Below are 24787 nucleotides of genomic sequence, written 5' to 3' on the forward strand. Positions count from 1 at the left end.
GGGCTCACTCGCTGTCCTTCGCTCCTGTGTTCGTCTATGAGTTCGGCAGTGGGAATGTGAAGCCCTTCATCGAGGCGGGTATCGGCGTGGCCGTGTTCTCAGGCACTTCGGCAGGCGATCAGGATTTTGGCTCTGCTTTCAACTTCGAAGACCGTATTGGTGCGGGTCTCAAGATTGGCGAGACACAGAAAGTAGGCATCCGAGCGATTCACTACTCCAACGCTGGTATCAAGCAGCCGAACGACGGCATTGAGTCGTACTCTCTCTTCTACAGTCACCAGATTTAACCATTTTCTGCGTTGCTCCCCTTGCCCGCCCTGTGTGGGCTTTTTTATGCGGATGACACGCTCAGGCAGCTGGGCTAAGTCGGTAGTGGCGTCGATCAAAGCCGTGCGCTCCCTGATCGGCTACGCGATGAGAGTCTGGGGTACGTGACCCAGCGAGCCAGACCACCAAGCCGGGTAAGCACCGGCCCTCCGCAACTTATTCCAAGCCTCGGCATTCGCTGGGGCTTTTTCGTATCTGGAGCATCACCTATGGCCGAGCCAAGCACCGGCGCCCTTGCAGTGACCGGCGTACTTGCCAGCGTTGGCCTGGGCGCTTTCTTTCCTCAGCTGGACCTGGCCACCCTGGTGGGCGCGTTCGGCGGGGCTTTCTTCTACGTCGTGTATGCCAGAGACATCGGCATGCTTCGCCGCATTGGCTACCTGCTTGCTGGCTGGATCGGTGGCTACCTCGGTGCTGCTGAGCTGATGGGGCGAGCCTGGACGCAGACGGCGGGCTTTGCTGCGTTCACTTGCGGCGTCCTGTGTGTGGTCACGTTCTCCGGCTTGCTGGAGTGGATGCAGACCGGCCAGCCGCCAAGGTGGTGGGCTTGGTTCTTCCGCCTCCGAGCCAGGAAGGAGGGTTGAATGGCTGCCGTAATCCAGGCCGTGTTGTGCGCCGTCATCTTCGTGATGATTGGGCTGCGCTACCGGCCGTACCCCGATGCCCGCTACAAGCTGGGTATCTCGCTGATGGCCTGGGCCGCGTGCGCTATCACGGGCATGCAGTGCGTGAGCCTGATCGGCCGCATGGTACTGCATGACGACTTCGCCGACGCGTCCTGGTTCAACACCGCGTTCTACCTGCTGGCTGCCATCCTGGTGTGCCGGGCCAAGGGGAATGTCGCCAAGATCGTGAGGGTTGATTGATGAAGAGCGCCGAGCAATCCCGCCTCAAGTATCTGTTGTCGTCGCGCCCGTTGATCGTGAAGCGCGAGGGCATGCATGTGTGCCTTCACGACGCTTTCAGTGGCGAGGTGCTGGCAGGACAGACCAAGGTCCACCTCATTCAGGAGGCTGGGCAGGTCACGCGCCTGGTTGTCGAGTTCAACTGTGACGGCGAATACGTTCGCCTGGATGGTGAGTGATGGCCAGGCTCAAGACGCTTGGCTCCCGCATCAAGGAGAGCGCTGGCTCACGGGTCAAGGTGGTCGCTCCAGGCAGCTGGCGTAGCGGCATGACCAGCTCTCAGCGTGGTTACGGCTACAAGTGGCAGAAGGCGCGAGAACGCTACTTGCTCGATAACCCTCTCTGCGTGTACTGCGCTCGGCAAGGTCGCACCAACGCGGCCACGGTGGTGGACCATAGCGTGCCTCACCGTGGTGATCAGCAGATCTTCTGGGACCAGAGCCTGTGGGTGTCCCTGTGCACCCACTGCCACTCTTCGGTCAAGCAGAAAGAAGAGAACCAAACCCTCCTTCGATAGAGGCCTGTATGCCCAAAGCAACCCAGGCAGCCTTGTGCTGTGTACCTGGCTGCCTCGCTGTGGCCAACCGTAAAGGGGCGAGGATGTGCGAGAAGCACTACACGCGACAACGCCGGACAGGCACGACCGATCAGGTGAGCAGGGTCAAGTCGGGGCTGCTGACCAACGCCTACGGTTACAAGCTGGCGCACTCGCCAGATCATCCGCTGCGCCGGCAAAGCAACCGCGTCTATGAACACCGCATCGTGTATCACGCTCATCATGGTGATGGCCCATTTGCATGTCACTGGTGCTCAGCCCAGGTGACTTGGGATGACATGCATGTCGATCACCTCAACGACCGAACCGATGACAACCGGCCAGATAATCTGGTGGCGAGCTGCGCTCGCTGCAACCAGAAGCGCGGCCTCCCCAAGATGACAAGGACACACCAGCTCAAGTCTGACCGCCGCTACACGGCGCACGGCAAGACGATGTGTCTCAGTGAATGGAGCAGGCACCTCAGCATCTCGCGCGCCGCCATTGAATATCGACTCAAAGCCGGTTGGCGGCATGAGGATGTGTTCTCGCCCAGGAAGGGTAGATCTGGTCCACCCAGTCGTAGGGTCAAGCAGGCCGAAGAGGCAGCCGGCCTGGGTGGCTGAGGCGCCTAGCTCGCGCGAATCCTCGAAAACGGCCTTCGAGGCACGCCAATGACGTGCTTCGGGGTAGGGGGTGGTCAAATGATAGGGATTCTCGCTTAGCTAGACCGCCACCGACCCCACGTACAGATTTTTTTCCCCCACAGGATTTTTGTTAAATGGCTTTAACATCCCGCAAGCGCGCTTTCATCGCTGCGCTGAGGGAAGGTGCGTCCAATCGAGACGCTGCCGTGGCGGCCGGCTATTCCGAGAAGACAGCGTCTGCGGCGGGCTCTCGGCTGGTCAAGGACAAGGACGTCGCTGCCGAACTGATGAAGCTGCGTGCCCTGGGGCTGATGCCTCCAGATGTTAAAGGCGATGTTAAACCGGATGTTAAAGCCAGGCCCGCCGCCAAGGCTGCCAAAGAGGCTGAGCCGGGCCCGGAAGGGGCACCGGAATCCGAGGAGCAAGCAGAGCCGGAGCGTGCCGGCTTCGACCTGGCCCAGGCGCTGCTCCACCGTGACCCGAAGGACTTCCTCCTCTCGGTGATGAACGACATGGGCACGGAAGCGAAGCTTCGCGTAGATGCCGCCAAGGCCCTGATGCCTTTCGTTCACCCGCGCAAAGGCGAGAGCGGCAAGAAGGATCAGGCCCAGGCCAACGCCGATAAGGCAGCTACCGGCAAGTTCGGCACCCGCCGCGGCCCGCTGCAGTCGGTGAAATGATGGAGTGGTCAACCGCCTGCCCAGACTGGGAGCAGCGCATAGTTGCCCGCCGGAGCCTGATTCCGTTCGAGCCGCTGTTCCCGACCGAGGCTGAGGAAGCCCTGGACGTGTTCGGCGCGCTGCGCATGGTGGACGCCACCGGCAGCCCGTTGATGTGCGAAACCGTGCGCGACTGGGTCAACCAGTTCGTGGCTGCGATCTTCGGCGCCTATGACCCGGATTCAGGCCGGCGCCTGGTCAGCGAGTTCATGCTGCTGATCAGCAAGAAGAACGGCAAGTCGACCATCGCCGCCGGCATCATGCTCACCGCACTGATCCTTAACTGGCGGGCGTCGGGTGAGTTCATCATCTTGGCGCCGACCAAGGAGATCGCGGATAACTCCTACCTCCCGATCCGGGACATGGTGGGTGCTGACGAAGAGCTCAAGGCCTTGCTCAAGGTGCAGGATCACCTGCGCACCGTGACGCACCGTCAGACTAACGCCACCCTCAAGGTGGTTGCGGCGGACAGCGAGACGGTGTCGGGCAAGAAAGCCATCGGCGTGTTCGTTGACGAGCTGTGGGTGTTCGGCAAGCGGGCCAACGCCGAGGCCATGCTACGCGAGGCCACTGGTGGCCTGGCCTCTCGGCCAGAGGGATTCATCATCTGGGCCACCACCCAGTCCGATGCGCCGCCGGCCGGCGTGTTCCGCCAGAAGCTGATGTACGCCCGGAAGGTTCGGGATGGGGAGATCATCGACAAGTCGTTTCTGCCCGTGCTGTACGAGTTCCCCAAGGCGATGCTCGATGCCGGTGCCCACCGGGATTTCTCCAACGCCTACATCACCAACCCGAACCTGGGGCTTTCGGTAGACGAGCCGTTCATCGAGCGCGGCTATGCGCAGGCTCAACTCGACGGAGAGGAGTCGTTCCGGGGCTTCCTGGCCAAGCACCTCAACGTCGAGATCGGCCTGGCCCTGCTATCGGACAGGTGGGCCGGGGCGGACTTCTGGGAGCAGCAAGCGTCCGAGCTCTGCCGTACGTTGGACGATCTGCTCGAGCGCTGCGAGGTGATCGACATCGGCGTCGACGGCGGCGGTCTTGACGACCTGCTGGGCCTGGCTGCCATCGGCCGGGAGACTGGCACGCGCCGCTGGCTGACGTGGACCCACGCCTGGGCTCACCCCTCCGTTCTGGAGCGGCGCAAGTCCGAGGCGCCGCGGATCCGCGACTTCGCCAAGGACGGGCACCTGACCCTGGTGCAGCGTATCGGTGACGACATCGAGGACGTGGCCCAGCTTGTGGCGCGAGTGGAGCAGGCCGGCCTGCTGGACAAAGTCGGTCTAGACCCGGCGGGCGTCGGCGCCATTCTCGATGCACTCGAGGCGGTCGGCATACCGCGCGACAAGATCGACGGTGTTTCACAGGGCTGGCGCCTGGGCGGGGCGATCAAGACTGCCGAGCGCAAGCTGGCCGAGGGGACGCTGCTGCACGGTGGCCAGCCGCTCATGGCCTGGTGCTGCGGCAACGCCCGCGTCGAGCCACGGGGCAACTCGATCCTGATCACCAAGCAGGCCAGCGGCTCGGCAAAGATCGACCCGCTGATGGCGCTGTTCAACGCTGTGACGCTGATGGCGCTCAACCCTGAGGCGAAGGGCGGCATGGACAACTACCTCAACAACGGCTTCTTCGACCTCATAGGCTGACCATGAGATTCAAATGGTACAAACCCTCGACCTGGGGCTTTTTCGGTTACACCGACCCCGTTACTGGGGACTACGTGGAAGCCGACCTCGAGGTGGGTGGCAAACGGACCAAGGCTGGCGTTCGGATCACGACAAAGAACGCGCTCTCGATCAGCATGGTCTGGTCCTGCGTCAAGATCCTTTCCGAGTCGCTGAGCGGTCTGCCGCTCAAGCTCTACGACGACAAGGGTGGCGGGCGGGAGTTGATCAGCGGCAGCGACCGGATGCTCAAGCTGCTTCGCAAGCCCAACCCGTACATGACGATGCTGAACTTCCTCAAGTTCGTGGTCGTGAACATGGCCCTTCGCGGCAATGCCTTTGCCCTGATCGAGCGCAACGGCAAGGGCGACATCATCGGCCTGGTTCCGCTCGATGGCCGGACAGTGCAGATCGATACCGAGGAGGATCTGCTGTACACCGTGACGCCTTCGGAAGGAGACCCGTTCCCCGTCTCGCCGGAGTACATGCTGCACTTCAAGCTGTTCAGCCTTGACGGTGTGGTCGGCCTCTCGCCCTTGGAGTACCAGGCCGAAACCATGGGCCTGGCCAAGGCCGGCCAGCAGTGGTCGGCGCGGTTCATGAGGAAGGGCGGCTTCACCGGCGGCTATGTCATCTACGACGGCTTCCTGACCGACCAGCAGCAGGCGCAGGTGCTCAAGCGATTCCCCGACGTACGCAAGGCCGACACCGATGACATCGGCAAGATGGCCATTCTGCAGGGCGGCCCGAAGATCGTGCCGGCAGGGATCAGCCAGAAAGACGCACAGTTCATCGAGTCCCAGCAGTTCCAGGAAGAAGCCCTGGCGGGTATCTACGGCGTTCCGCTGTGGCTGGCCAACCGTGCGGGCAAGACCTCGATCATGGGCTCGAACCTTGAGCAGCAGCTCATCGGGTTCATCACCTTCGGCCTCAAGCCCTACATCGACACCATTGAAGACGAGCTGAACAGCAAGCTGTTTGGCAGCACCACACGCTTCGTCGAGTTCGTGGTCGAGGGGCTGCTGCGCGCTGATAGCGCAGGCCGTGCCACGTACCTGGGGGCAGCGCTCGGCGGTTCAGGCGGCTCTGGCTGGATGACCATCAACGAAGCCCGCGCCAAGGAAAATCTGCCTCTCTTGGAAGGCGACGAATACAACCGGGTCACCCGGTGGGAGGTTCAGAAAAATGGCGACTCTTGAGGTTCCAATCGAACTCAAGTCGGTTGACGACGCGGGCAACTTCGAAGCCTACGCCGCCGTGTTCAACAACGTGGATCTGGGCGACGACGTGATCCTGCCTGGGGCCTTCACCCGTGTGAAAGCGACCCGTGCAGGCAAGCTCAAGCTGGCCCTGTACCACGACCTGACCCGCCTGGTCGGCGCCGCCGATTACGCCCAGGACGACCATGGGCTGCTGCTCAAGGGCCAGGTCAATCTCAATGTGAGCTATGCCCGCGATGCCTATGAGCTGATGAAGGCCGACATCCTCGACAGCATGTCGATCGGCTTCAACACCATCAAGGCAGATTTCGAGGAGCGCGCCGGCCGGCGTGTACGCCTCATCAAGGAGGCCGAACTGTGGGAGGCCTCCTTCGTCCCGTTCGGCATGAACCCCGAGGCGCAGGTGCTCAGCGTCAAGTCGGACATCAGGCTCTTCGAGAAGGCGCTGCGCGAACGCATGGGCCTCTCGCAGAAGGAAGCGGCGGCAGTCGCTTCGCTCGGCTACACCGCGCTGCGCCGTGATGGCGGAAGCGAGGCCACGGCGATCGTGGATGAGCTGAAAGAAATTTCCACCCTGTTCACCCACCATTTTGGAGCATCGCAATGAGCGAAGTGAAAGAGCTGAAAGATACCATCGAGCTGCAACTGAAGAGCGGCTTCGAGGGCCTGCAGAAGAAGTACGACGCGGCCATGGAGGAGGTCGAGAAGGGCAACAAGGTTACCGGCGACCTGAAGAAGCAGATCGAAGACCAGAAGGGCGAGTTGCAGAAGGTCATCGACCAGGTCGTGGACCTGGAGCAGAAGGGCGTAAAGCTGCGTGGCCAGCCAGGCGAGGGCAAGAGCTTCATCGACCTGGTGAAGGGCGACGACAGCTACAAGAGCTTGCAGCAGAAGGGCTCCAGCCAGGCCAAGATCGAAGTCACCAAGTCCGACCTGGCCAGCATGAAGGAAATGAAGGTCACCAGCGCCGGTATCGTGGCGCCGAACTATGACCCGGTCATTCAGCCGGGCCTGCGGCAGGAACTGCGCATCCGCGACCTGCTGACAGCCATCCCGGTCAGCGGCCAGAGCTACACCTACTTCCGCGAGAACCTGCACACCCGCGGCGCGAAGCCCGTGGCCGAAGGCGGTTTGAAGCCGACCAGCAACGTCACCTTCACCACCGAAACCGACCGGGTAAAGAAAATCGCGGTGTGGATGCCGGCCACCGACGAGGTGCTGTCCGACGTGCCGCAGATGTTCGCTTACCTGCAGCAGCTGCTGCGCTACGACCTCAAGCTCGAGGAGGAGGCGCAGATCCTCAAGGGTGACGGTACCGGCGAGAATCTGAATGGCTTGATGACCCAGGCCACCAGCTACAACACCGCCTTGAGCAAGGCGAGCGACACGGCCATCGACCTGGTGCGTCGTGCGATTTACCAAGTGCGCAAGCAGTCGCTGATGTCGGCCGACGGCGTGGTGATGACCGAGCTGGACTGGATGAACATCGAGTTGCAGAAAGACGGCGAGAACCGCTACCTGTTCGCCAACCTGCAGGGCCTGGTCACGCCGATCCTGTGGGGGCGTCCGGTGATCACCTCGGACAGCATGGACGAGGGTGATGGCGACGCGGGCGGCGAGTTCCTGGTGGCCAACTTCGCCCGTTCGACCACGCTGTTCGACCGCATGGCCTACGAGTTCAAGATGGGCCTGATCAACGACCAGTTCATCCGCAACGAGGTCGCGCTGCTGGTCGAGGAGCGTCTGGGTCTGGGCGTGCGCCGCAAGGAAGCCCTGGTCAAGGGCAACTTCCCGGTCGCCGCTTAACCATCCTTCAAGGCCTGCACATCGCCGGCCTCTTTGTTTCAGGAGGCAGTATGCACATCAAAGCTCTGTGGGGTTTCGTCGGCAACGCTGAATTGCTGGGCGCCGACTCGGCCAAGGTCAAGCGTGGCCAGGAATTCGAGAAGGCCGATGACGAGTATGCCCACACGCTGCTGGGCAAAGGCCTGGCCGTTGAGCTGGATGCCAACGGCAAGCCGAAGGTAATCAAGCCCAAGGAAGCCAAACCCGCGGCCCCGAAAGAGACCAAGTAAATGATCGACCTGGCCACCGTGAAAATGCACCTGCGGGTCGACGGCGACGAGGAAGATGCCTTAATCGGCGGCTATGTCGCGGCGGCTAAGGCTCATGTTGAGCAGCACTGCGACCGCAAGCTGGTAGAGACAGACCCGGTTGAGCCCGAGGAAATGGGGTTGACCGGCGATGTCGAGCAGGCCGTGCTGCTGCTGGTCGGCCACTGGTACGCCAACCGGGAGGCTGTGGCCGTCGGCACTATTGCTACGGCCATGCCGCTCGCCGTCGAAAGGTTGCTCTGGTACAGGAAGCGCTTCTGATGAAAGCCGGACCAATGAGGCACCGCTGCATTCTGGCCCAGGTCGTGCGTGAGCAGAACAGCACCGGCGGCTTCAAGGAGACCTGGCCGGCGACAGCTGAGGTGTGGGCCGAGGTCACGATGCCCACCGGACGGGTCATGCCCGTGGCGGAGCAGCTGCAGGCGACTGTCACCGCCGAGATCCGCATCCGGCCGCGAAAGGATATCGCCGCCGGCTGGCGGGTCACCGAAAAGCGCACCGGCATCACCTACAAGGTCGAGGCCGCATTGCTCAACAACGAACGGGACATGCTGCGGCTGCTGTGCTCCAGCGTCCCCAACCCATGAGGTGAACCATGAAAATTCGTGCGCTGGGCCCGCTGACGGGCGCATCTGGTGAGCGCGAGAAGGGCGAAGAGTTCGAGGTGACCAAGGAGCAGGGCGAAGGCCTGATTGCTCGTGGCTACGCTGAGGCCGTGGCCGACAAGGCCGTCAAGCCAGCGAAGGCCGATCAGGCCAAGGAGTAGGCCATGGCGCGCCGCTCGAAGATGCGCGGCGACATCCGCCTCCGGCGGACGCTGCGCAACATCCACAAGACGATGGACAATGAACTGCAGCCGGCCATGGCCAAGGCGGCCGCGCGCGTGCTGGCTACCCAGCAGCAGCTGATCCCGAAGGACACCGGCGCTGCCTCGGCGGCCCTGCGAGTCTACGTCGCACCCAGCGGGCTGGATGCACAGGTCGGCATCAGGGGCAAACGGGACAATCGCCGCTTCTTCTACCTGAGGTTCCTCGAGTACGGCACCAAGGGCTACACCGGCAGCATCTACCAGCGAGCTGACCGGGATGCGGTCGGCGGCGTTCACACCAACAATCGCGACAAGTCGCAGCTGAAAGGGCGGCGCAATTCGATCCGGCAGCGCGACACGAAGAACAAGTCCGACGGACAGCACTTCTTCGGCAAGTACCCGGACATACCCGCCAGGCCGGCCCACCCGTGGCTTCGCCCATCCCTGGACGTAAACCGCGAGTACGTCATGGCCGACCTTGAGGAGGCAGTTCGCCGAACCCTGCGCAAGGCAAGCCAGGGGGTAGGTAATGGCTGATCCATCACTGGCCCTGCAGGAGGCCATCTTTGCCAGGCTCAAGGCCGAAGTCAGCTGCCCGATCTACGACGGCGCACCGCTGAACGCCGATATGCCCTACGTGTCGATTGACCGCGAGGTCTCGGTCAACGAAAGCCCGATCTCCGGTCGCACGCGCGAGCAGCGCCTGCTGTACCTATCCGTCTGGTCTGATGCTGTCGGCCAGGCCGAAGTAAAGCGCATCAACGGCGAGGTGATCGCCGCCCTGGCCGAGCGCCCGCTGCCCCTGGAGGTAGGCCGCGCTGTATCGGTACGCGTTATCCAGTCGGACGCCCAGCGGGATGCTGACGGCGTTACCTACCAGGGCTCGATCACGGTTCGCGTGATCACCACCCACTGATTCAACCACCGGCCGCGCTGCGGCTTTATCCAATGTGCCTTTGGAGGAACCCCCATGGCCGAAGACAACCTCAACACAGCCGCTGGCTGCCGCCTCTCCATTGGTGGTAAGACCGGCGCTGATACCGTAACCGAGTATGAGGCCGATACCTATGTCCAGGTGGGCGAGATCGAAGACCTCGGCGAGTTCGGCGACACCTTCAACCCGGTGAACTTCACCTCTCTGAATGATGGCCGTGTGCGCAAGTACAAAGGCACTGCCGATGCTGGCAACATGACTATGGTGGTGGGCTTTGACAGCGGAGACGCCGGTCAGAAGGCTGTAGCTGTCGCGCATAAAGACCGCTCCAAGGGTAACTACAACGTCAAGGTCACCCTGAATGACGGAGACCCTGACGCAACCCCTGCGATCCTGCCGACCACGTTCTATTACGGCGTGAAGGTAATGAATAACACCGTGGCAGCCGGCCAGGCCGACAACGTGGTGCGCCGTAACGTCACGCTGGCGATCAATACCGACATCATCGAAATTCCAGCCGGACCGGCCACCCCATGATCTACGGGGCTGGCCCCGTCCCACCCCTGCGAGAAATCCAATGAGCGAAGCCATGCACGGCACCGTCACCCTGGTGATTGGTGCCCGTAGTTACACCCTGAAGCCGACGCTGGATGCGGCTTTGCGTATTGAACACCGGTTCGGTGGTCTGCGCGGAGCGCTGGAATCGATGCGACTGATGAGCATCGCCGCCTGTGCTGACATCGTGATTGCTGGCGCCAACCTGAAACCCGACCAGCATCCGGTTATCGCCAGTGAGGTGTTCCACACCGGTGTGGCCAAGGTGTCTGGTCAGCTGACCGAGTTCATCACCGTTCTGCTCAACCCCGTACCGCCGAGTGTGGTTGCCAAGGGAAAGGACGAGGCGGCCAGCACAGCGCAGTGAAAAACGGCAGCTACGTTGACTACCTGTTCGGCGTAGCCACCGGCTGGCTTGGCTGGCCGCCTGACACCGCCTGGCGTACTCCTATCCCCCAAATCATGCTGGCGCTTGACGCACGTCTCGACTGGACAGGTCGCGGCCAGGTCCAGCCATCTGGTCAGCCTGCGGTGCCGGGTAGGCCCGCCAGCGTGGCCGACAAGCTGAAGGCCTTCTTCCGAGGCCGTCAGCCAGAGTAGTTTGCCGCCTCCGGGCGGCTTTTTTATGCTTGGAGAATTGCATGGCCGATCAACAAGTCCAGGGCATGCTGGTTCAGATCGAGGCGACTACGGCTCAGCTACGCCGCGAGCTGGCCAGCGCTGACCAGGTGGTGGCGCGCAGCACGCAGGCGATCGACCGCAATCTGGCCACCGTCGATTCGGCTTTTGACAGGGCGGGTGCAGCGGCTGAGAGCGCTGGTGCGCTGATGCGTGGCGCCTTCGCTGCTGTTGCTGGCGCCGGGCTGATTGGCGGCATCATCAAGCAGGTCGACGCCTACGGGCAGATGTCGGACCGCATGAAGGCCGCCGCGGGCAGTGCTGGCGAGTACCAGATGGTGCAGGAGCACCTGCTTCGCACGGCCCAGGAAACCTATCGGCCCATGGCCGAGGCCCAAGAGCTATATATTCGCACTGCCGATGTCATGCGCAGCCTGGGCTTCAATACCCAGCAAACGCTCGACATCACCGACAGCTTCAGCTTCCTGCTGGTGACCAACGCGGCGGCCGCTGACAAGGCCGGCTCTGCGCTGGACGCCTACTCCAAGGCGCTGCAGACCGGCAAGGTTGAGGCTGATGGCTGGGTGTCCATTCAGGACGCAATGCCAACCATCGTCACTGCGATCGCCACTGCCACCGGCAAGAGCGCTGAAGAGATCCGTAAGCTCGGCGTGCAAGGCAAACTGTCGCTCGATGATATCAACACCGGCCTGCTGCGCACCGTGGAGGTCAACCGCAAGGCTGCGGCTGACATGTCCACCAGCGTGCAGGACGCGATGGTAAACATCAGTAACGCCATTCAGAACTTCCTGGGCGGCATGGAGGAGCAGACCGGAGCAGTTGCAGGCCTGTCTAGCGTGCTGATCGCCCTGGCCGACAACGTTGACCTGGTGGCGGTCGCCATGGGTGGCGCGGGCGCTGCGGCTCTTACCCTCTATGTAGCCAAGGCTGGCATGGCGCTGAAGGCCGCCCTGGCCCAGCGCATCGCGGAGGTCCAGAACGCACAGGCAGCACTGCGAGGCGCTGAAGCACAGCGCATCTATGCCCAGGCGCAGGTGCAGCAGGCGGAGGCCTCGGTAGCTGCCGCGACAGGCCTGCAGCGGCTCAATCTGGTTCAGACTCAGCTCTTGCCAAAACAGGCGGCGCTCACGGCATCCACCGAAGCGCTGACCATCGCCCAGGCCAACCTGACACGCGCCGCCACCGGCGGTTTGCTGTCGGCACTGGGCGGCCCGATGGGGCTGGCTTTGCTCGCCGGTACCGCAGCGGCCAGCTTCCTGTTACTCAGCGACAACGCCGACCAGGCGGGCGTCAGCCTGGACGACCTGCACAAGCCGGTTGCTCAGCTGCGAGAAGAGTTCGCCAAGCTCAACAAGGACCAGCGTGAAGCCTCGCTGGTGAAGTGGCAGCAAGAACAGGTCAATGCCGCTGACAAGGTGAAGGACGCCTATGGCGACCTGTCCCAGTCGATCCGATCGGCTGTGGTCACGGCCCCGGCGCGCGACTCTGGCGGCCAGTACAACCGGCAGTTGGCCGAATACCAAGGCCTGATCGATCGCCTCAATGAGGCGCGTGCCTCGGGACAGGGTTTATCGCCTGTGCTGCAGGAGGTAGCGACACGGCTGCAACTGCCGGCCAGCACGGTGCAGCAGTGGATCACCCAGGCGGGTGCCGTCAGCGACGCCGACCAGCGATCGAGCCTGATCGCGGAAACCCTGCGAGTGCTCACCGGTGTCACCGATGCGAACACCTCGGCCACCCAGGCGAACAATGCCGCCAAGGTCGGCATGAGTTCGGCGGGCCAGACGTATCTGGAAACGCTGCAGAAGCAGCTGGCCGGCCTGCAGGACAATGGCGACGCAATCAAGATCGCCAACCGCTACATCGCCGAAAACGCCGATCTCACCGAGACCGACCGACAGGCGATCCTTTCGGCGGCCAGCGCGATCGAGTCGCAGAAGAAGGCCAACAAGGATGCGACTGAAGGCAGCAAGGGCCGCACCAAGGCGCTGAACGACGAGGTCAAGGCGCTCGACGCGATCATCGACCGTGCGCTGCCGGAGAAGAAGCGCCTGGAGGACCTGGTCGAGGGCGTGCAGGGGCTGCGCAAGGCCCAGGTCGCCGGCAAGATCACCGCCGCCGAGATGGAGCTCGGCATCAAGAACCTGAACGCGGCCTATGCTGATCCGGAGTTGAAGAAACGGGCCGAAGAAGAGAGGAAGCTGGCGGAGATCCGGCGCAACAGCGCCGAAGCCTACCGCAAGGCCATGGAGGTGGTGCTGCAGACCCGGCAGGACGCAATCAATGCGGACGTAGCCGGCGTAGGCATGGGCGACGATCAGCGCGAACAGGCCGACCGGCTGAACGCGGTGCGGCAGAAGTATGCCGAAGCCCGCCGCCAGCTGGAGGAGCAGCAGGAGGATGTGTCGCGCCGGCTCAGCCAGGACGCCTATCAACAGCGGCTGGCGGACCTGGCCGACTACCAGGCGCGCGAGCTGCAGATGGAAGTCGACGGTTTCGACGCTCGCTTACTGGCCCAGCGAGACTACCGCAACGGCGCCAAGCGAGCCTGGGCGAACATTCAGGCGGACGCGGCGAACGTGGCCGGCGCTACCGATGACATGCTCACCACCGGTTTCAACACGGCCCGCGATGCCCTGGCCGAATTCGCCATCACTGGCAAGGCCAACTTCAAGGACTTCGCGTCGAGTGTCATCAACGACATGGCCAGGATCGCCAGCCAGCAGGCCGCCAGTTCACTGTTGAGTGGCTTGGTCGGCATGGGCATATCTGCCGCCGGCAGTCTTTTTGGCGGAGGTGGTGGCAACGGCATGACTGCTGGCTCAGCCGGTGCTGTGTCTTCGAACCTGGGCGCCTCTCAAGCGGGCTATGGTGCTGATTATCTCAGCAGCTGGGCCGGCATCCGGCAGGCCAAGGGTGGCGCCTGGGATGGCGGTGTGCAGTTCTTCGCCAAAGGAGGGGCCTTCACAAACAGCATCCTCAACGCGCCGACCCCTTTCGGCCTTGCTGGAGGGGGCGTTGGCGTGGCGGGCGAGGCGGGTCCCGAAGCGATCATGCCGCTTGCCCGCGGCGCTGACGGCTCGTTGGGCGTGCAGATGGTGGGGGGCAGTGGTGGAGGTTCGACAATTGTGCAGGTCTCTGTACCGGTTGCAATAGCGCTGGAGGATCGAAGCTCTGAAGGGATGGAGTTAGATACCGCTGCTTTTCAGCAAAACATGGAGCGGCAGATGCAGGGCGTCGCTGATCGCGCGATTGCCGCTTCATGGCGTGCCGGCGGCGTTAGCTACCGCAACAGCAACGGGAGGCGCTGATGGCGATTGAGACATTCACCTGGGCTCCCGATGAGGAAGCCAGTGGCGACAGCACGCTCAGGACAAGGAAGTCCCAGTTCGGCGACAACTATGCCCAGGTCTCTAGCGACGGGCTCAATGCCGAAATCGACAGCTGGGATCTGACCTTTGGCGGGCTGGGCGAGGAAATCGCCCCAATCCTCGCCTTCATTCGTCGGCATAAGGGAGCCAAGGCATTCCTATGGACCAATGCCGAGGGGGATCTGGGCATGTACCGCTGCGAGAAGTTCCGTCAGCAGCGCAAGCCTGGCGGTATCACAAGCCTGACAACCACCTTCGAAAGGGCCTATCACCCATGAGCTTGATCACTCAGCTGCAGAAGCTGGAACCCGGCGCAGAAATACTGTTGTTCGAGCTGGACGGCTCCGATTTCGGAGCGGACACGCTGCGATTCCATGGGCACGCCATACCGCACACTCCCGAGGAGCTCGCAGCCGCTGGCGCGAATGCGGACCAGCTGCCGGCCAAGTCGATCTGGTGGCAGGGCAACGAGTACGGCGCCTGGCCGATGCAGATTGACGGCATCGAGGCGAACTCGGATGGAACGGCGGTGCGACCCACGCTGACGGTTGGCAACGTCAACGGGCGGATTACCGCCCTGTGCCTGGCCTTCGACAACCTGCTCGAGTTCAAGCTGACCATGCGTCACACCATGGCTCGGTACCTGGACGCTGCCAACTACCCCGGCGGCAACGCTGAAGCTGACCCAGCCGAAGAGGCGATCGAGGTCTGGTATATCGACCAGAAAGTGTCAGAGAACGGCACTATGGTCGCGTGGGAGTTGGCCAGTCCCGGTGACGTTGGCGGTGAGACGATTGGCCGGCAGATGACCCAGCTATGCCACTGGGCAATGACTGCCGGATACCGTGGTCCGAACTGCGGATATACCGGCCCTTACTACGACCTGGATGGCAACCCCACGGATGACCCGGCCAAGGACCATTGCAACGGCTGCCTCGACTCAGGCTGTACCGTTCGCTTCGGCCAAGGCAACCAGCTGCCCTTTGGCGGCTTCCCGGCTGTTTCTCTCATCGCTCGGAGCTGACCATGCGTAAACACATCCTGGCAGCCGTGCAAGCGCACGCTGCGGCGGAATACCCAAGGGAGTGTTGCGGGCTGATCGTTACCGTTGGTCGCTCGCAGCGCTACGTACCGTGCGAGAACACTTCCGCCGATCCTGGCGAAGAGTTCCGCATTTCGCCAGAGCAGTACTCGGCAGCTGAAGACCAAGGCGAGGTGATCGGCATCGTGCACTCGCACCCCGACGCCACCAGCAGGCCGTCCCCCCGTGACCTGGCAATGTGCGAGGCCACCGGGCTGCCCTGGTACATCCTGTCGTGGCCGGAGGGTGACCTGCGCACTGTCACGCCCACCGGTCACACACCTCTGCTCGGGCGGCCGTTCGTGCACGGTGCTTGGGACTGCTGGCAGGTCTGTGCTGACTGGTACAAGCGAGAGTGGGGTCTGGAATTTCCGGCCTACGCGCGGGAGGAGGGGTGGTGGGAGAAGCCGGACGGTCCAAGCCTGTATGAGCAGGCCTTCGAGTCTGCTGGCTTCTACCAGGTCAGCCAGCCGCAGCGCGGCGACATGATTGTCATGGCCGTGGGCCGCACGGCTCACCCGAACCACGCCGGCATTTACCTCGGCGCTGACGCTCGGCTGCCGGAGGAATCGGCGGAGGTCTTCGGACCTGGCCCGTTCATGCTGCACCACCTGCTGGGGCGACCATCAGAAATCGTTGTCTTCGGCGGGCCATGGCTCGATCGAGCGCGGCTGGTGCTGCGTCACCGCGGCGCCAGGTGATACATTCCGTCTTTTCAAGGAGTGATGCCATGCGCGTAATGGTCACGATACTGAGCTTCGTGCTCTTGGGCGGATGCGCTTCGATGAATGAGAAACGGGCTGCTGGGCCGGCCTTTACCGCCAACAGTTCGAAACCCGTAGACAAAGTCGCAGAGTGTGTCTTGTTTGCCTGGCAGAACCAGTCTTTGATGGGGGCTCATTACGCTGCGGCATTGCAGCCATTGGCTGGTGGAGGGAACACAGTCATCAGCGCAGGAGAGGTCGAGTTCGCGGACTTTGATGCTGCGAATGGCAAAACGCAGGTGCGTCTCTACTTCCAAACTGGCTTGATGGACTGGAGGAAAAAACGACGAATTGAGGCGGTTGAGAGCTGCCTTTGATCAAACCGCCTTCGGGCGGTTTTTTATTTTCCGGAGGCATGCATGTCTGATTCAGCAATCCACTACACCGCCATGACAACCATTAAGTTGTCAGGCTCCTTGGCTCAGAAGTTTGGTCGTACCCATCGCCGGCAGCTGGATACTGGCGATATATGGGAGGCATTCCAGGCGTTGAAGGCCACCCTGGTTGGATTCGAAGACGAAATCCGCCGCCTTGATGGCCTGGGCCTGCGGTTCGCGGTATTCCGGAATCGACTGAATGTCGGGGCGGATTCGTTTGACCGCGGTGGTGTCCGAGAGCTGCGTATTGTTCCTGTGATCGGCGGGAGCAAGCGCGGCGGCTTACTGCAAACCGTTGTTGGGATAGCCCTCATTGCCGCAGCAACATTCGCGACTGGCGGGCTAGGTGCGGCCTTCGCTGCTGGCGCTGGTGGTTGGGGAGTTGCAGCTGCAGTGGGCGCGTCGATGGCCATCGGCGGCGTGATTCAGCTCCTCAGTCCCCAAGCCCAAGGCCTGTCACTGAGCGCTGCGGCTGAAAACAAGCCGTCCTATGCATTTGGCAGTGCGAGGAACACCACAGCCAGCGGCAACCCCGTTCCTATCTGCATCGGCGATCGACGCTGGGGCGGAGCGATTATCTCAGCCTCGATTGAGGCGCAAGACAAGGCCTAGGGCCGATTCAGCTTACAGGCCGCCTCCGGGCGGTTTTTTATTGCCCGGAGGAAAGTATGGGCCCGACAGATCACCTGGTAATCACTGGCCACAAGGGCGGCGAGAGCAAGCCGAAGACTCCTGTTGAGGCACCAGACAGCCTGCAGTCCACGAACATCGCCAAGATCCTGCTGGCCGTGGGCGAGGGCGAGTTTGACGGTACGCCTACCGACCGAGACATCTACCTCGACAATACGCCGATCATGGATGCCAGCGGCAACGTGAACTTTCCCGGTGTGAAGTGGGAGTGGCGCTCTGGCTCCGTCGAGCAGGATTACATCCAGGGTATCCCTTCGATCGAGAACGAGACCACCGTCAACGTCGAACTGCGCAGCGACAACCCGTTCACCCGCGCGCTGAGCAACACCCAGCTTTCTGCGGTACGGGTGCGCATGTCTTGGCCGCGCCTTGTGCAGCAAGATAGCAGCGGCAACACCAACGGTTACCGCATTGAGTACGCCATTGACGTAGCCACTGATGGGGGCGCATACGTCGAAGCAAACCGGGGGGCTGTGGACGGCAAAACAACCAACGGCTACCAGCGCTCGGTGCGCGTCAACCTGCCGCCGGCGACCTCTGGCTGGATGCTGCGTGTGCGCCGGATTACCCCAAACGCCAACAGCGGCACAATCGCCGACACGATGACCATCGCTGGCTACACCGAGATCATCGACCAGAAGCTGCGCTACCCGAACACCGCGCTGCTGTACATCGAGTTTGACGCCCAGCAGTTCCAGAACATCCCGGCTGTCACCGTGAGGTGCAAGGCCAAGCGTTGGCCGGTACCGACCAACTACGACCCGGTAGCCCGTACCTACACTGGCGTATGGGACGGCACCTTCAAGCAGGCCTGGACCAACAACCCTGCGTTCGTGACCTACGGGCTGTGTGTCGAAGATCGGTTCGGTCTGGGTAAGCGCATCAAGTCGTGGATGGTCGACAAGTGGGAGATGTATCGCATTGCCCAGTACTGCGACCAGTTGGTGCCGGATGGCGTGGGTGGTCAAGAGCCGCGCTATCTGTGCGACATGAACCTGCAGGGCCGCTCCGAGGCCTGGACGCTGCTGCGTGACTTGGCGGCTATCTACCGGGGCATGGTGTACTGGGCCCACGGTTCGCTGTTCATGCAGGCGGATATGCCGCGAGCCCAGGACATTGACTACGTGTTCACCCGAGCCAACGTAATCGACGGTGACTTCGTCTACGGGGGCGCCGAGCGCAACACGCACTACAGCCGCGCCTTGGTCAGCTACGACAACCCGGCCAACAATTACGACACCGACGTCATTCCGGTGACCGATCTGTCGCTCCAGCGCCGGTACCGCGATCGCCCAATCGAGCTGTCGGCGATTGGCTGCACCCGGGCCTCCGAGGCCCAACGCCGCGGTAAGTGGGCGCTGTTGAGCAACAGCCAGGACCGCACCGTCACCTTCAAGACCGGCATGGAAGGACGCATTCCATTGCCTGGCTACGTCATTCCCATCGCAGACGAGCTCGTTGCGGGACGTCCAAACGGTGGCCGGATTTCGGTGGCTGCCGGCCGCGTTGTGACCTTGGACCGTGACACGCCGATCAAGGCCGGTGATCGCCTGATCTTGAACCTGCCGAATGGGACTGCTCAGGCGCGCACCGTGCAATCGGTAGCTGGGCGCGCGGTCACGGTGACCACCGATTACGGGGTCCAGCCTGAACCTGAGCTGCAGTGGGCAATCGACTACGACGACCTGGCGGTGCAGTTGTTCCGCGTGCTGAAAACGACGCGCACCCAGGAGGGCGAGTACGAGATCACCGCGCTCGAGTTCAATCCGAGCAAGTTTGCAGCGATCGATACCGGTGCCAAGCTGGACGAGCGCCCGATCAGCGTCATCCCGGTGACCACCGTGCAGCCGCCGGTGAGCGTGACGCTGTCGTCTACCCACATGATTGATCAAGGCATCGCGGTCAGCACCATGACCATCGCTTGGCCGGCAGTGGAGGGTGCCGTTGCTTACGATGTTGAATGGCGCAAGGACAACGGCAACTGGATTCGTCTGCAACGTACCGGCGCTGCTTCGGTTGATGTGGTAGGAATCTACGCTGGCGCTTACCTGGCTCGGGTACGGGCGGTCAGTAGCTTCGACATCACCTCGATCTGGAAAAGCTCGAATCTGACTCAGCTGAATGGCAAGGAAGGCCTGCCGCCGGCCGTTACGTTCCTGGATACCGAAAGTCTGCTGTTTGGCATCGGCATCAAGTGGGGCTTTCCAGCGGGCTCCGAGGACACCCAGCGAACGGAGCTGTGGTACAGCGAAGGTACCGATCTGGGCTTGGCCACCAAGCTGGCCGACCTGGCCTATCCGCAGAATGAGCACGTCATGCAGGGCCTGCGCGCCGGGCAGCGTTTCTTCTTCTGGGCTCGCCTGGTGGATCGCACCGGCAACCTCGGCCCGTTCTTCCCGGTGGCCCCGGCAGTGGTTGCCGGAATGGCCAGCGCTGATGCTGGCGCGATCCTCGAGCAGATCAAGGATCAGATCACCGAAAGTGAACTGGGCCAGGAGCTCACCAGCCGCATCGACCTGATAGACAAGAATGGCCCTGGGTCGGTGAACGATCGGATAGGGACGGCCAAGACCGAACTGGCCCAGCAAATCAGTGAGGTGAACAACGCCCTCAACACCACCAAGGGCAACTTGCAGCAGCAGATCACCGCTGTGAGCGTTGATGTGTCGGCTGCCAAGGCCGACCTGCAGCAGCAGATCGCCAACGTCTCGGCCTTGGCCGGCTCGTTGCCGTACCGGAAAGACAAGGCCTACAGCGTCGGGCAAAGCGCCTTGGGCAGCGATGGTAAGTTGTACCAGGCCCTGAAAGCCGTGCCGCTGAACACGCCGCCGCCGAACACCACCTACTGGACTGATATTGGCCAAGCTGTAGTTACGGCCAACGGCATGGCGGCGCGCGTGTCGAAGGTCGAAACCGACGTATCGACGCTGGATGGCAAGGTCACTGCCCAGGCATCGCAGATCAGCGGGCTGCAAGCGGGTCTCTCCACGACCAATGACAACGTGGCCAAGAAAGCCGATGCATCCGCAGTGAGTAGCCTGGGCCTGCGCGTGTCGGATGCCGAGGGCAAACTTTCATCCCAAGCCACCCGCCTGGACGGCATGCAGACCAGCATCGACGGCAAGGCCAGCTCGCAGGCGCTGCAGCAGGTCACCACCCGGGTGGCGGCTACCGAAGACAAGGACAAAGCGCAGGATCAACAGCTTTCGTCGCAGAGTCAGGCCCTGACTTCGCTGACCGATAGTGTGAGCAAGAAGGCTGACGCCTCGGCTGTGCAGTCGATTGGTAACCGGGTGGACAGCGCCGAAGGTGTTCTAACCAGCCAGAGCAATGATATCACCCAGCTCAAAAACAGCGTGGGAGCGGCCCAGCCATTCGTGGCTGGCCGTGCCTGGGAGTTCACTGGCTCTACCCGTGGGTGGGTGGCTACAGCTTCCGGTTCTGCGTTCATCGCCGGTCCGCTGTTCGCCACCATGGCCAAGTCTAAAAGCCTCCAGTGCAGCTTCACACCTGTGCTGCCAGGTGCGGAGAACCCCTACCTGCGCATCCGACTGCGTCGTCGCAACACAACGCGTACTGCGGCACGGATGTACTGGGCCAACGAAGACGGCGGCTTGGCGGAGGCTCGCCGCCTGGATTGGACGATCAGCGTTACCACCACTGACTGGCAAAACATCGAATTGGACCTGTCCGGCCAGGACGGGTGGGCCGGCAAGAGCATGTATGCCATCCGCTTGGACATGATGAACGCTGCGGATACGAGTGGTGAGGTTGATGTCGCTTACATCGCTGTGGGCAGACGTTCTGCGTCCGCGTCGGCGGAGGCTGTATCCAGCCTGAGCAACGCCGTGACTGAAGCCGAAGGAAAGCTCGCCACCCAAGGCCAGTCGATTTTCAGCCTGCAGGGCGGACTGACGGCCACCAACACGAACGTCACCGCTGCCCAGCAGGCCGCCCAGGCGGCTGCTACAGCGGCGGGCGCTAAAGGGGAGGTTATTTACGGGTCTGCCGCACCTGCTGCTGACAAGCGCCTGGCTCAGAACCTTTGGATCGACACCACTGGGAACGCCAACACGCCGAAGCGCTGGTCAGGCACCGCATGGATGGCCGTCACTGACAAGGTGGCCAGCGATGCGGCGGCGGCGGCTGCCAGTGCTCTGAGCAAGGTGGAAACCAAGGCCGATGCCTCGACAGTTCAGACATTGGGCAACAAGGTGGAGCAGCAGGGGGCGGCGATCACTGCCGCCGGCGAGGCCATCACAGGCATCAATACGTCGCTGGCTCAGGCAGGCGGGGAGAATCTGCTGTACAACCCGTCTCTGGACGTAGTCAGTCCGACCACGGCTTGGTTGCCCGATGGATGGACGCTGGGCAATTCCGGCTCGACGCTCACGTCGAACTTTGTGCCGTCCACGCTTGATCCGTCAGGAATGGCGCTGCGTCTTGGCCTGACCATCCCGAACGCTGGGAGCTATGTCGACCTGGTGCAGGACACACCCAAGTGGCCAGGTGTCTCAGAGGGCCAGGTTCTGACGCTATCCGGACATTTCCGGGCAACCAGTGGGCTGATCGCGCAGCTGTTCTTCCAGTGGCGTGATGCCAGTGGAGCAAACATCAGCACGGATGGGGCTAGCTCGCAGAACGCTTCCATTGCGCCCGAGGCTTGGCAGAGATTCAGCCGTACCTCGGCACCTGCGCCTGCGGGTGCCGCGTCGGTACGAATCATCTATCGCATTCGGGGGCCGTTAAACGGAGCCAGCACAACGGGGTGGTGTGAATGGGATCGACTGCAGCTCGAACTTGGAAACGCGATGACTGGCTGGCGGGACAATGGCCGGCTCAACGCGGCTGATATCACCGCCAATGCCGCTGCCACGTCTGCCCTTGCTGGGCGGGTAGGCCTAACAGAATCAGGCCTGAGCAGCGCCTCTAACCAGCTAACTCAGTTGGATAACAGCATTGGCGATATCGGCGGCGAGAACCTGCTCTACAACCCGGCTTTCACCAAGGCCGGAGGTTCCGCTGGGGGCGTCGATGGCTGGGAAACCGAAGGCCCGGTGTCAACAACGGATACCTTGGTAACCTCTTGGATAAACTCCGGTGAGAAAGCCTTGCGCATGGTTGCCACTGGAGGGTTCACCACCTCGTCGGGTTACCGATCGCTGCGCCCGAACGTGACAGGTACCCCCCGCCGGCCCAATGTAGGTCCGAGCCAAACGCTGACCACGTCTATTTTCGTCAGAGGCACCAGTGGTCTGTCGCTCAGGATCTTTATGCAGTGGGTGGATGCGGCAGGGGTGGTCATCAGTGCACCTGCTTCGCCGCTTGTGCAGATCAGCCCGAGCGCACAGCGCGTACAGTACACCGCTGTATCTCCGTCCAATGCGGCAGGGTGCATCTTGTATTACCGCATCTACAGCGCCACAGGGGCTGTGACAGCAGGCTATGTAGAATTTGCCAGGCCGCAGCTTGAGGTCGGGGCAAGGGCTAGCGGATGGCGGGACAGTCGGCAGGTAGACAGCAATGCCATCGGCGCCGTATCTACGGCCGTCGACGGCCTGACTTCAAGCGTGAGCCAGCAGGGTAAAGACATCAACTCTGTGTCCGCCAGAACGACCAGTCTGGAGAACAGCGTTAACAACGGTTCCACTGGCCTGGCCAGCAAGGCGTCGACCGCAGCGCTGAACAGCGTGGCTGGCCGCGTCGCTGCTACTGAAAGCGGACTGACTGCGCAATCCACGAGCATCACCAACCTAGAAGCGAAGATAGGCACCGCTCTGCCATTCGTGGCTGGGCAGACTTGGGAGTTCGTTAACTCGGTCGAGGGATGGATAGCCAATACGTCTGGAGCAACCCTGACCGCAGGCCCTCAGTACGCAACTGTCGCCAAGTACACGACCATTCAGGCAACCAACACCTTCCCGGTCATAGACGGAGCCGCGAACCCTCTTGTGAGGATCAGGCTGCGCCGGCGCAACACCGGCCGGACCAGTGCGGCTATGTACTGGGCCAACGAGGATGGGGGGCTTGCCGACGCTCGGAGGTTCAACTGGCCTATCAGCACCTCTAATGGGGACTGGCAGGACATCGAATTCGACCTTTCCGGCCACGCAGGCTGGAACGGGAAGAAGATCTGGGCCATCCGCCTGGACATGTACAACTCAGGTGATGCCAATGGCGAGGTGGACATTGCCTACATCGCAGCCGGTCGCCGGTCGGTGGCTGCTTCGGGGAGGGCGTTTGACTCACTCAGCGTCAACGTTTCCCAGCAGGGAGACAAGCTGGCGGCTGAAACACAGAGGATAAATGGACTGCTGTCCTCTGTCGGAGATGCCAACGCCGCGATTCAGAACGAAGCCAAGGCCCGAAGCGATGCTGATGGAGCACTCAGTCAGCAAATCCAGAGCACCCAATCGTCTTTGGGGGCCACCAATGCTTCGGTACAGCAGATCAGTACCGCGCAGACCGGATTGAATAATCGGGTCAACGCTCAGTTCTCGATCAAGGTTGCAGTTACGCAAAGCGGAGTTTATGCGCTCGGTGGGATTGGAGTAGGCATTCAGAACCAGAATGGTGTGCTGCAGTCGGTCGTGGCCGTCTTGGCGGACCAGTTCGCGGTAATCAACGCCGCCGGCAATGGTTACGTCAGCCCGTTTGCGATTCAAGGCGGCCAGGTGTTCATGAATGATGCCTTCATTCGTGATGGCAGCATCATCAACGCCAAGATCGCCAATGGTGCAATTACGTCCGCGAAGATCGGTGTGGCGGAAATCGACACGCTGCGCATTCGTGGGAACGCTGTCACTGTGCCGGTATCGGCAAGCAGCCCCGGAAATGTGCTGGGTGCGGGGGTAGGCCAATGGCAAAACCTGGTCGCTGTCGGCGTTCAGATGGACGAGGGCGGTTTCATCACGGCCCAGTACAGCTGCTACCAAGGGTTTGGCAGTGGTATCCGTAAGTACCAATTCCAGATGGATATCAACGGCTTGGTGATCGCGGAAGGTGGCGGCGACTGGGCGGATGGTTTCCCTAACCTGATGGGATCAATCGGCGTTGGCCCGGGTTTTTTCGTCGTCACTGTGAAGTGGTGGGGGGAGAACACGGGGGTCGGCGTGAAAAATCATAACCTCTTTGCGATGGGAACCAAACGATGAGCAACACTGGACACTTCGCAGCCTATGAGCCTGACGGCCGGATCGTATTTGCCGTCAGCTGCCCGCCCGAGTACGGGAAGCAGATCATCAGACTCAACACCGACCGGCCTTTCATCCAGGTGGCCACACCGGCAAGGCCGGCCGATCACTTCGTGATGGGGCAAATGCTCAAGGAGCGCCCCCAGATGGGGGCGGTTCTCCAAGGGCTCTGGTTGAAGGGGGTGCACGAAGGTGCCGCCGTCAACATCGAGAGCGAAACCTACGCCGCTGACGGCAGTGACAT

The 24787-nt window shown here is 62.1% G+C and carries 28 protein-coding genes; all 28 read left to right on the forward strand.

Annotation, left to right across the window (positions count from 1 at the left end):
* Positions 1-287: acyloxyacyl hydrolase (locus GYA94_RS00345; RefSeq protein ID WP_161891601.1), on the forward strand; the 287-nt coding region annotated here is incomplete at its 5' end.
* A gap of 249 nt (positions 288-536) precedes the next feature.
* Complete coding sequence (locus GYA94_RS00350; protein ID WP_161891602.1) at positions 537-911, forward strand: putative holin; 375 nt, start codon at positions 537-539, stop codon at positions 909-911.
* Positions 912-1193: a phage holin family protein gene (locus GYA94_RS00355; protein ID WP_161891603.1), complete on the forward strand. Its 282-nt coding sequence runs from the start codon at positions 912-914 to the stop codon at positions 1191-1193.
* Positions 1193-1411 (forward strand): hypothetical protein, encoded by a 219-nt coding sequence (locus GYA94_RS00360; protein WP_029885576.1) that lies wholly within the window; start codon positions 1193-1195, stop codon positions 1409-1411. The genes GYA94_RS00355 and GYA94_RS00360 overlap by 1 nt, the downstream gene beginning before the upstream one ends.
* Positions 1411-1749, forward strand: a complete 339-nt coding sequence (locus GYA94_RS00365) for an HNH endonuclease (protein WP_029885577.1) — start codon at positions 1411-1413, stop codon at positions 1747-1749. Before GYA94_RS00360 ends, GYA94_RS00365 begins: the two co-directional genes overlap by 1 nt.
* An 8-nt stretch (positions 1750-1757) precedes the next feature.
* Positions 1758-2393: an HNH endonuclease family protein gene (locus tag GYA94_RS00370; protein ID WP_029885578.1), complete on the forward strand. Its 636-nt coding sequence runs from the start codon at positions 1758-1760 to the stop codon at positions 2391-2393.
* A gap of 155 nt (positions 2394-2548) precedes the next feature.
* The gene (locus tag GYA94_RS00375) at positions 2549-3094 is read left to right on the forward strand and encodes a terminase small subunit (protein ID WP_029885579.1); all 546 of its coding nucleotides are present in this window, start codon (positions 2549-2551) and stop codon (positions 3092-3094) included.
* Complete coding sequence (locus GYA94_RS00380) at positions 3094-4779, forward strand: terminase large subunit (RefSeq protein ID WP_029885580.1); 1686 nt, start codon at positions 3094-3096, stop codon at positions 4777-4779. The genes GYA94_RS00375 and GYA94_RS00380 overlap by 1 nt, the downstream gene beginning before the upstream one ends.
* A gap of 2 nt (positions 4780-4781) precedes the next feature.
* Positions 4782-5996: a phage portal protein gene (locus GYA94_RS00385; protein ID WP_029885581.1), complete on the forward strand. Its 1215-nt coding sequence runs from the start codon at positions 4782-4784 to the stop codon at positions 5994-5996.
* Entirely contained in the window at positions 5983-6624 is a 642-nt protein-coding gene (locus tag GYA94_RS00390) for an HK97 family phage prohead protease (RefSeq protein ID WP_029885582.1), read from the forward strand. Before GYA94_RS00385 ends, GYA94_RS00390 begins: the two co-directional genes overlap by 14 nt.
* The gene (locus tag GYA94_RS00395; protein WP_161891604.1) at positions 6621-7823 is read left to right on the forward strand and encodes a phage major capsid protein; all 1203 of its coding nucleotides are present in this window, start codon (positions 6621-6623) and stop codon (positions 7821-7823) included. Before GYA94_RS00390 ends, GYA94_RS00395 begins: the two co-directional genes overlap by 4 nt.
* Positions 7824-7873: 50 nt before the next feature.
* Positions 7874-8092, forward strand: coding sequence for a hypothetical protein (locus GYA94_RS00400; protein WP_009681828.1), 219 nt, complete (start codon positions 7874-7876; stop codon positions 8090-8092).
* Positions 8093-8392, forward strand: coding sequence for a head-tail connector protein (locus GYA94_RS00405; RefSeq protein WP_161891605.1), 300 nt, complete (start codon positions 8093-8095; stop codon positions 8390-8392). It begins immediately after the preceding gene.
* Positions 8392-8718 (forward strand): phage head closure protein, encoded by a 327-nt coding sequence (locus GYA94_RS00410; RefSeq protein WP_161891606.1) that lies wholly within the window; start codon positions 8392-8394, stop codon positions 8716-8718. Before GYA94_RS00405 ends, GYA94_RS00410 begins: the two co-directional genes overlap by 1 nt.
* Positions 8719-8726: 8 nt before the next feature.
* Entirely contained in the window at positions 8727-8897 is a 171-nt protein-coding gene (locus GYA94_RS27560; protein WP_167524208.1) for a DUF7210 family protein, read from the forward strand.
* A gap of 3 nt (positions 8898-8900) precedes the next feature.
* Entirely contained in the window at positions 8901-9476 is a 576-nt protein-coding gene (locus GYA94_RS00415) for an HK97-gp10 family putative phage morphogenesis protein (RefSeq protein ID WP_161891607.1), read from the forward strand.
* Positions 9469-9855, forward strand: coding sequence for a DUF3168 domain-containing protein (locus GYA94_RS00420; protein WP_161891608.1), 387 nt, complete (start codon positions 9469-9471; stop codon positions 9853-9855). The genes GYA94_RS00415 and GYA94_RS00420 overlap by 8 nt, the downstream gene beginning before the upstream one ends.
* A 54-nt stretch (positions 9856-9909) precedes the next feature.
* Entirely contained in the window at positions 9910-10410 is a 501-nt protein-coding gene (locus tag GYA94_RS00425; protein ID WP_070085894.1) for a hypothetical protein, read from the forward strand.
* 40 nt (positions 10411-10450) lie between these two features.
* Positions 10451-10795, forward strand: a complete 345-nt coding sequence (locus tag GYA94_RS00430) for a hypothetical protein (RefSeq protein WP_161891609.1) — start codon at positions 10451-10453, stop codon at positions 10793-10795.
* Positions 10792-11028 (forward strand): hypothetical protein, encoded by a 237-nt coding sequence (locus GYA94_RS28010; protein WP_255326885.1) that lies wholly within the window; start codon positions 10792-10794, stop codon positions 11026-11028. The genes GYA94_RS00430 and GYA94_RS28010 overlap by 4 nt, the downstream gene beginning before the upstream one ends.
* 41 nt (positions 11029-11069) lie before the next feature.
* On the forward strand, positions 11070-14378 hold the full coding sequence (locus GYA94_RS00435) for a phage tail tape measure protein (RefSeq protein ID WP_161891610.1): 3309 nt from the start codon (positions 11070-11072) through the stop codon (positions 14376-14378).
* Entirely contained in the window at positions 14378-14716 is a 339-nt protein-coding gene (locus GYA94_RS00440) for a phage tail protein (RefSeq protein WP_009681815.1), read from the forward strand. Before GYA94_RS00435 ends, GYA94_RS00440 begins: the two co-directional genes overlap by 1 nt.
* The gene (locus GYA94_RS00445) at positions 14713-15462 is read left to right on the forward strand and encodes a phage minor tail protein L (protein WP_161891611.1); all 750 of its coding nucleotides are present in this window, start codon (positions 14713-14715) and stop codon (positions 15460-15462) included. The genes GYA94_RS00440 and GYA94_RS00445 overlap by 4 nt, the downstream gene beginning before the upstream one ends.
* Positions 15463-15464: 2 nt before the next feature.
* Positions 15465-16220, forward strand: a complete 756-nt coding sequence (locus GYA94_RS00450; RefSeq protein WP_161891612.1) for a C40 family peptidase — start codon at positions 15465-15467, stop codon at positions 16218-16220.
* 29 nt (positions 16221-16249) lie between these two features.
* Positions 16250-16600, forward strand: a complete 351-nt coding sequence (locus GYA94_RS00455) for a PQQ-binding-like beta-propeller repeat protein (protein ID WP_064314679.1) — start codon at positions 16250-16252, stop codon at positions 16598-16600.
* A gap of 42 nt (positions 16601-16642) precedes the next feature.
* On the forward strand, positions 16643-17272 hold the full coding sequence (locus tag GYA94_RS00460) for a tail assembly protein (protein ID WP_110677006.1): 630 nt from the start codon (positions 16643-16645) through the stop codon (positions 17270-17272).
* Between the two features lie 56 nt (positions 17273-17328).
* Positions 17329-24504: a TipJ family phage tail tip protein gene (locus tag GYA94_RS00465; protein WP_161891613.1), complete on the forward strand. Its 7176-nt coding sequence runs from the start codon at positions 17329-17331 to the stop codon at positions 24502-24504.
* Positions 24501-24787, forward strand: a 287-nt coding sequence (locus tag GYA94_RS00470) for a hypothetical protein (protein WP_161891614.1), incomplete at its 3' end; no start/stop codon positions are given. The genes GYA94_RS00465 and GYA94_RS00470, both read left to right, overlap by 4 nt.

It is taken from the genome of Pseudomonas juntendi (genome assembly GCF_009932375.1).
In the GTDB taxonomy this organism is placed as follows: Bacteria; Pseudomonadota; Gammaproteobacteria; order Pseudomonadales; family Pseudomonadaceae; genus Aquipseudomonas; species Aquipseudomonas juntendi.

Excerpts from the sequence above, each read along its gene's own strand:
- GYA94_RS00370 (WP_029885578.1), top strand. The coding sequence starts at position 1,758 with ATGCCCAAAGCAACCCAGGCAGCCTTGTGCTGTGTACCTGGCTGCCTC.
- GYA94_RS00455 (WP_064314679.1), top strand. The coding sequence starts at position 16,250 with ATGCGCGTAATGGTCACGATACTGAGCTTCGTGCTCTTGGGCGGATGC.
- GYA94_RS00435 (WP_161891610.1), top strand. The coding sequence starts at position 11,070 with ATGGCCGATCAACAAGTCCAGGGCATGCTGGTTCAGATCGAGGCGACT.
- GYA94_RS00465 (WP_161891613.1), top strand. The coding sequence starts at position 17,329 with ATGGGCCCGACAGATCACCTGGTAATCACTGGCCACAAGGGCGGCGAG.
- GYA94_RS00440 (WP_009681815.1), top strand. The coding sequence starts at position 14,378 with ATGGCGATTGAGACATTCACCTGGGCTCCCGATGAGGAAGCCAGTGGC.
- GYA94_RS00390 (WP_029885582.1), top strand. The coding sequence starts at position 5,983 with ATGGCGACTCTTGAGGTTCCAATCGAACTCAAGTCGGTTGACGACGCG.
- GYA94_RS00410 (WP_161891606.1), top strand. The coding sequence starts at position 8,392 with ATGAAAGCCGGACCAATGAGGCACCGCTGCATTCTGGCCCAGGTCGTG.
- GYA94_RS00385 (WP_029885581.1), top strand. The coding sequence starts at position 4,782 with ATGAGATTCAAATGGTACAAACCCTCGACCTGGGGCTTTTTCGGTTAC.
- GYA94_RS00450 (WP_161891612.1), top strand. The coding sequence starts at position 15,465 with ATGCGTAAACACATCCTGGCAGCCGTGCAAGCGCACGCTGCGGCGGAA.
- GYA94_RS00445 (WP_161891611.1), top strand. The coding sequence starts at position 14,713 with ATGAGCTTGATCACTCAGCTGCAGAAGCTGGAACCCGGCGCAGAAATA.
- GYA94_RS00380 (WP_029885580.1), top strand. The coding sequence starts at position 3,094 with ATGGAGTGGTCAACCGCCTGCCCAGACTGGGAGCAGCGCATAGTTGCC.
- GYA94_RS27560 (WP_167524208.1), top strand. The coding sequence starts at position 8,727 with ATGAAAATTCGTGCGCTGGGCCCGCTGACGGGCGCATCTGGTGAGCGC.
- GYA94_RS00350 (WP_161891602.1), top strand. The coding sequence starts at position 537 with ATGGCCGAGCCAAGCACCGGCGCCCTTGCAGTGACCGGCGTACTTGCC.
- GYA94_RS00360 (WP_029885576.1), top strand. The coding sequence starts at position 1,193 with ATGAAGAGCGCCGAGCAATCCCGCCTCAAGTATCTGTTGTCGTCGCGC.
- GYA94_RS00415 (WP_161891607.1), top strand. The coding sequence starts at position 8,901 with ATGGCGCGCCGCTCGAAGATGCGCGGCGACATCCGCCTCCGGCGGACG.
- GYA94_RS00355 (WP_161891603.1), top strand. The coding sequence starts at position 912 with ATGGCTGCCGTAATCCAGGCCGTGTTGTGCGCCGTCATCTTCGTGATG.
- GYA94_RS00395 (WP_161891604.1), top strand. The coding sequence starts at position 6,621 with ATGAGCGAAGTGAAAGAGCTGAAAGATACCATCGAGCTGCAACTGAAG.
- GYA94_RS00430 (WP_161891609.1), top strand. The coding sequence starts at position 10,451 with ATGAGCGAAGCCATGCACGGCACCGTCACCCTGGTGATTGGTGCCCGT.
- GYA94_RS00425 (WP_070085894.1), top strand. The coding sequence starts at position 9,910 with ATGGCCGAAGACAACCTCAACACAGCCGCTGGCTGCCGCCTCTCCATT.
- GYA94_RS00460 (WP_110677006.1), top strand. The coding sequence starts at position 16,643 with ATGTCTGATTCAGCAATCCACTACACCGCCATGACAACCATTAAGTTG.
- GYA94_RS00400 (WP_009681828.1), top strand. The coding sequence starts at position 7,874 with ATGCACATCAAAGCTCTGTGGGGTTTCGTCGGCAACGCTGAATTGCTG.
- GYA94_RS00420 (WP_161891608.1), top strand. The coding sequence starts at position 9,469 with ATGGCTGATCCATCACTGGCCCTGCAGGAGGCCATCTTTGCCAGGCTC.
- GYA94_RS00375 (WP_029885579.1), top strand. The coding sequence starts at position 2,549 with ATGGCTTTAACATCCCGCAAGCGCGCTTTCATCGCTGCGCTGAGGGAA.
- GYA94_RS00405 (WP_161891605.1), top strand. The coding sequence starts at position 8,093 with ATGATCGACCTGGCCACCGTGAAAATGCACCTGCGGGTCGACGGCGAC.
- GYA94_RS00365 (WP_029885577.1), top strand. The coding sequence starts at position 1,411 with ATGGCCAGGCTCAAGACGCTTGGCTCCCGCATCAAGGAGAGCGCTGGC.